A 3,869-nucleotide genomic window follows, 5' to 3' on the forward strand; every position below is an offset into this window, starting at 1 on the left:
ATGCCGGCGGTCCGTTACTAGCAAGCGCAGATTGGCGCATCGTACGACCTCCTTTGTATGCGGATTGAATCCCGCACCCCACTTCCAAATGGGGTGGGCGGGCGCATGACAAGGTTGGAAGACCGGACAAAGGAACCGGCAGGGCCGAAGCCCTCCCCGCCAAGGCCCGCCCTCTGAGGACGTGCGTAGGCTTGACGGACGTAAAAATACCGCCGGCTGGCGGTGGTCCGCCCTTTGTTCGGGCTTCCAAACCCGGCCGCTGTGGTTGCAGCGACTTGGGTAGTATACCCCGCCAGTTTGGTGATGCGGGTATTTCTGGGGCGTGCTGGACTATTGGGTTGGAAAAATGAAGGCGATGTCGGTGCTTGGCATTTGCCCTTGGCGCGACGCAGGAAGTACCCGTGCCCAGGCGCTTTTGAGGAGGCGGACGGCCGCTATCGACCTTCTCGGACACTCCGCGTCGCCGAAAGCGGCCGTTCAACGTTTGAGGTAAACCTACGGCCGGGGGCCGCAAACCAGGGGATACCGGCACGCTCAGCGCGCCGGACAAGCGGTATATCACGAGGTTAGGAATTGCTTGGTTAAGCACCGGGGTAAACATCAAAGCTGAGCGAGATGCCTAGCGTACCAAGCACCCCGAGCAACTGGGGCGAGAATTCAAAGCCGTAGTTTCTATCCCCGAACGTCCCAATAAATAGCTCAACGCGCCCTCCCTCAGCTCGAACGCGAGCGAAGAAATCTGAATAGGGCTGAAATCGCTCAGAAAGACCGGAGAGAAACTCTTCGAGCAACTCGACAGTTGATGATCGCTCGCCCTCAGGAACTAGCTGCGTGTACCAGTACGTTTCACGGTACACGCCCTCCAATGGCGTACCTTTCGGCGTTTGGCGCGGCGTACCGGCCTTATACATCCGGTCAGGCGTAAGCGACAAGGCCTGCGTGATTTCCTCAGGATCTATGGTGGGGTGGATAAGTCTGAGCGAAACGGCGAAATCGTAGCGAGGCATTTGCGATCCCTAATCAGCACTGGTGAAACCTAGTCTAGACTACCCCCTCTCAGGGGCAATGCTACTCGGATCGAGGGACTGTTCTGTGCGACACCGAACGAGTTTCCAGCGACGCGGAACGCTTGGATTCGAGAAAACTGTAACTGTCCGCTCATGGCCGGCAAGCGACCTCCGCCAGTCGTGAGCCGGTCGGCTGATACCCGTAACGGACGTTCAGCTTGGGGGCGCGTGTACATCCATCCACCTAATGAATCCCTGGAGCTGTGTAACGAACTCGTCAACTGGCGCGGTAGGATTTCGCGCGTGAACCAGAAAGAAATTGATTTGCGGTTCCATCAGGGGGTGATGCTGGATAAACAGTTCAACATGGTCCTCCAATGTTTGAGGCCATGCTTGATCCTGATCGACTCGAAGAATATTGGTTGAACGGATGAGCTTTCGAGACGCTTCCCGTTGTAGGCGCTGTGTTTCCGCAGGAGCGTTCTCCTGTTTGATACGGCGAGCATATTTGGTCAGGACACGATGAAAATCGCCATTCAACGCAAGAGCGATAGCGCGTGACGGCCTAAATGGTTCGAAGTGTTCACCAAGATCGTTGCCCCAGAGGCAGCGGCAGTGGTGCTTCAGCCAGTATCCCCAGCTAAACAGGTTATCAGGTGCCAGAGCTTCCGCCCGGCTGCCAATATCGAAATCGATTTTCGTCACTTCTGTGTGGCGATCCTGCAGAATGCACCTTAGCGACTCGATCTTCTGCCTGTCCAGCGAAGATGGTTTACAACGAAGCACAAGGGTAACATCCAAGTCTGAAAAGCCTAGCTTAGCGCTACCTCTAGCGACACTTCCGTACAGATAAATGCCGTCCAATAGAGGCTCAACGTGTGCCACAAGCACTGCACAAACGTCGTGAAGCAAGACCTGAAATTCGGGTTGGACAAGCTCGTCAGATAGGGTCGCGATAAATCCATCGGAATCTATACCGCCACGGGTATCCATAAAACCTCTGTAAAAATATCGCCAGTACAGCAGTTTTACCACACTCAACGTCTGTTCCTGGCCGGCAAGCGACCTCCGCCGGTGGCGGGCTGGTCGGCTCTTCACGACCGAGGGTGTGTGAAAACGTCTCGATCACCTAGACTGGATCAACGCATTCAGATTGGGGGACCAGATGAAGCGATTCATAGAGGGAGAAGACCGCAAGCAAGCTTCACTGCTTCCAGAATGCCTCGATGATTTCATCGCCGAGGACAACCCCACCAGGATCATCGACGCGTTTGTTGAAGAACTGAATCTCGAGTCGCTCGGGTTCGAAGGTGCCAATCCCTCGACTACAGGTCGCCCTTCATATCATCCTGCCGTCCTGTTGAAGATATACATCTATGGCTACCTCAACCGGGTCCAGTCCAGCCGCCGTCTGGAGCGCGAATGCCAACGCAATATAGAGTTGATGTGGCTTACCGGTCGACTGGCGCCGGACTTCAAGACGATTGCAGACTTCCGCCGGGATAACAGCACGGGCATTCGCAATGTCTGCCGTCGTTTCGTTGTTCTGTGCCGAGATCTTAAGTTGTTCTCACAGGCCCTGGTCGCCATCGACGGCAGCAAGTTCAAGGCAGTCAATACTCGGGACCGCAATTTCACTGCTGGTAAAGTCGACAAGCGCCAGCAGCAAATCGAGGAGAGCATCCATCGGTATCTGAGCGCGCTGGAGACTGCGGATCGTACGCAGCCAGCAGAGCTGGAACTCAAGACAACTCGACTGCGCGAGAAGATCGCGCAACTGCGTCAGCAGATGCATAGTCTTGACCGGATAAAGGCAGAGCTCAAGACCCTGCCAGATGGTCAGATCTCGATGACCGATCCTGATGCGCGCTCGATGGCGACAAGTGGCAAGGGCTCTGGAATGGTGGGCTACAACGTGCAGATGGCCGTTGATGCCAAGCACCATCTGATTGTCGCTCACGAGGTCACAAATGCCGGCAGCGACCGGGCGCAGCTCAGCTCCATGGCTCAAGCAGCTCGCGACGCTATGGGTAAAACTAGACTTCGGGCGGTGGCTGATCGTGGCTACTACAGTGCGCCTCAGATCAAAGAATGCGCTGACGCCGGTATTGCAGTGCTCCTGCCTAAGCCCACGACATCGGGGGCAAAGGCTCATGGGCGATTTGATAGGGCAGACTTCATTTACATTGCCCGGGATGACGAATACCAATGTCCCGCCGGCGAGCGCGCAATATACCGTTACACCCGAGAGGAGCACGGCCTGCAATTGCGCCGTTACTGGAGCAGTGCATGTTCGCAATGCGCGATAAAGGCCCAGTGCACGCCAAGCCCCGAACGACGGATCACCCGATGGGAGCATGAGGAAGTACTAGAATCCGTCCAGCGCCGGCTCGACAAGACTCCCGATGCAATGACGGTTCGCAGGCGAACCGTCGAGCATGTCTTCGGAACCTTCAAACATTGGATGGGCTACACGCACTTCCTGACGCGCACGCTACCGAATGTAGGCACTGAAATGAGCCTGCATGTTCTGGCGTACAACCTCAAGCGCGTCCTTCGAATTCTCGGGTTCTCGAAAACAATGAAGGCCATGCGCCTGGCGGGTGCATAAGCACCCATTAGCGCCCACAAAACGAGTTGAAGATAGCCCTCGGTGGCCCATTAGCGCTGTTCGCCCTCGTTTCAATCGTCGTTCCGAACGAATTGATCAAGAATCCGATTAGACAGGCCTCTCTCTGGAAGGAATGCGCATCGGTGCAAACCGAGAGACGTTTCCACACGGCCTCGACCCAAAGCGGACCTCGGCTAACAGGGAAAGCGGACGCTCTCACGCCCCGCCTCACGGGGTCGTTTCAGAAAATA

General features: G+C 56.0%; 3 protein-coding genes. 1 reads left to right on the plus strand and 2 read right to left on the minus strand.

The genetic code is table 11. The annotated features are described in order from the left end of the window. Positions 1–581: 581 nt before the first annotated feature. Both P3W85_RS06105 and P3W85_RS06110 read right to left on the minus strand, forming a co-directional pair. Entirely contained in the window at positions 582–1,007 is a 426-nt protein-coding gene (locus P3W85_RS06105; RefSeq protein WP_017227158.1) for a DUF4279 domain-containing protein, read from the minus strand. 213 nt (positions 1,008–1,220) lie between these two features. Continuing rightward, entirely contained in the window at positions 1,221–2,042 is an 822-nt protein-coding gene (locus P3W85_RS06110) for a nucleotidyltransferase domain-containing protein (protein ID WP_276264118.1), read from the minus strand. Positions 2,043–2,172: 130 nt separating this feature from the next. On the opposite strand from P3W85_RS06110, the gene P3W85_RS06115 reads away from it, so the two are divergent. Beyond that, positions 2,173–3,618 carry an IS1182 family transposase gene (locus P3W85_RS06115; RefSeq protein WP_276264117.1) on the plus strand — a complete coding sequence of 482 codons (1,446 nt, stop codon included), beginning with the start codon at positions 2,173–2,175 and terminating at the stop codon, positions 3,616–3,618. The last annotated feature ends 251 nt before the right edge of the window (positions 3,619–3,869 follow it).

This window comes from Cupriavidus basilensis (assembly GCF_029335485.1).
Lineage (GTDB): Bacteria > Pseudomonadota > Gammaproteobacteria > Burkholderiales > Burkholderiaceae > Cupriavidus > Cupriavidus basilensis_E.

Excerpts from the sequence above, each read along its gene's own strand:
- P3W85_RS06115 (WP_276264117.1), top strand. The coding sequence starts at position 2,173 with ATGAAGCGATTCATAGAGGGAGAAGACCGCAAGCAAGCTTCACTGCTT.
- P3W85_RS06105 (WP_017227158.1), bottom strand. The coding sequence starts at position 1,007 with ATGCCTCGCTACGATTTCGCCGTTTCGCTCAGACTTATCCACCCCACC.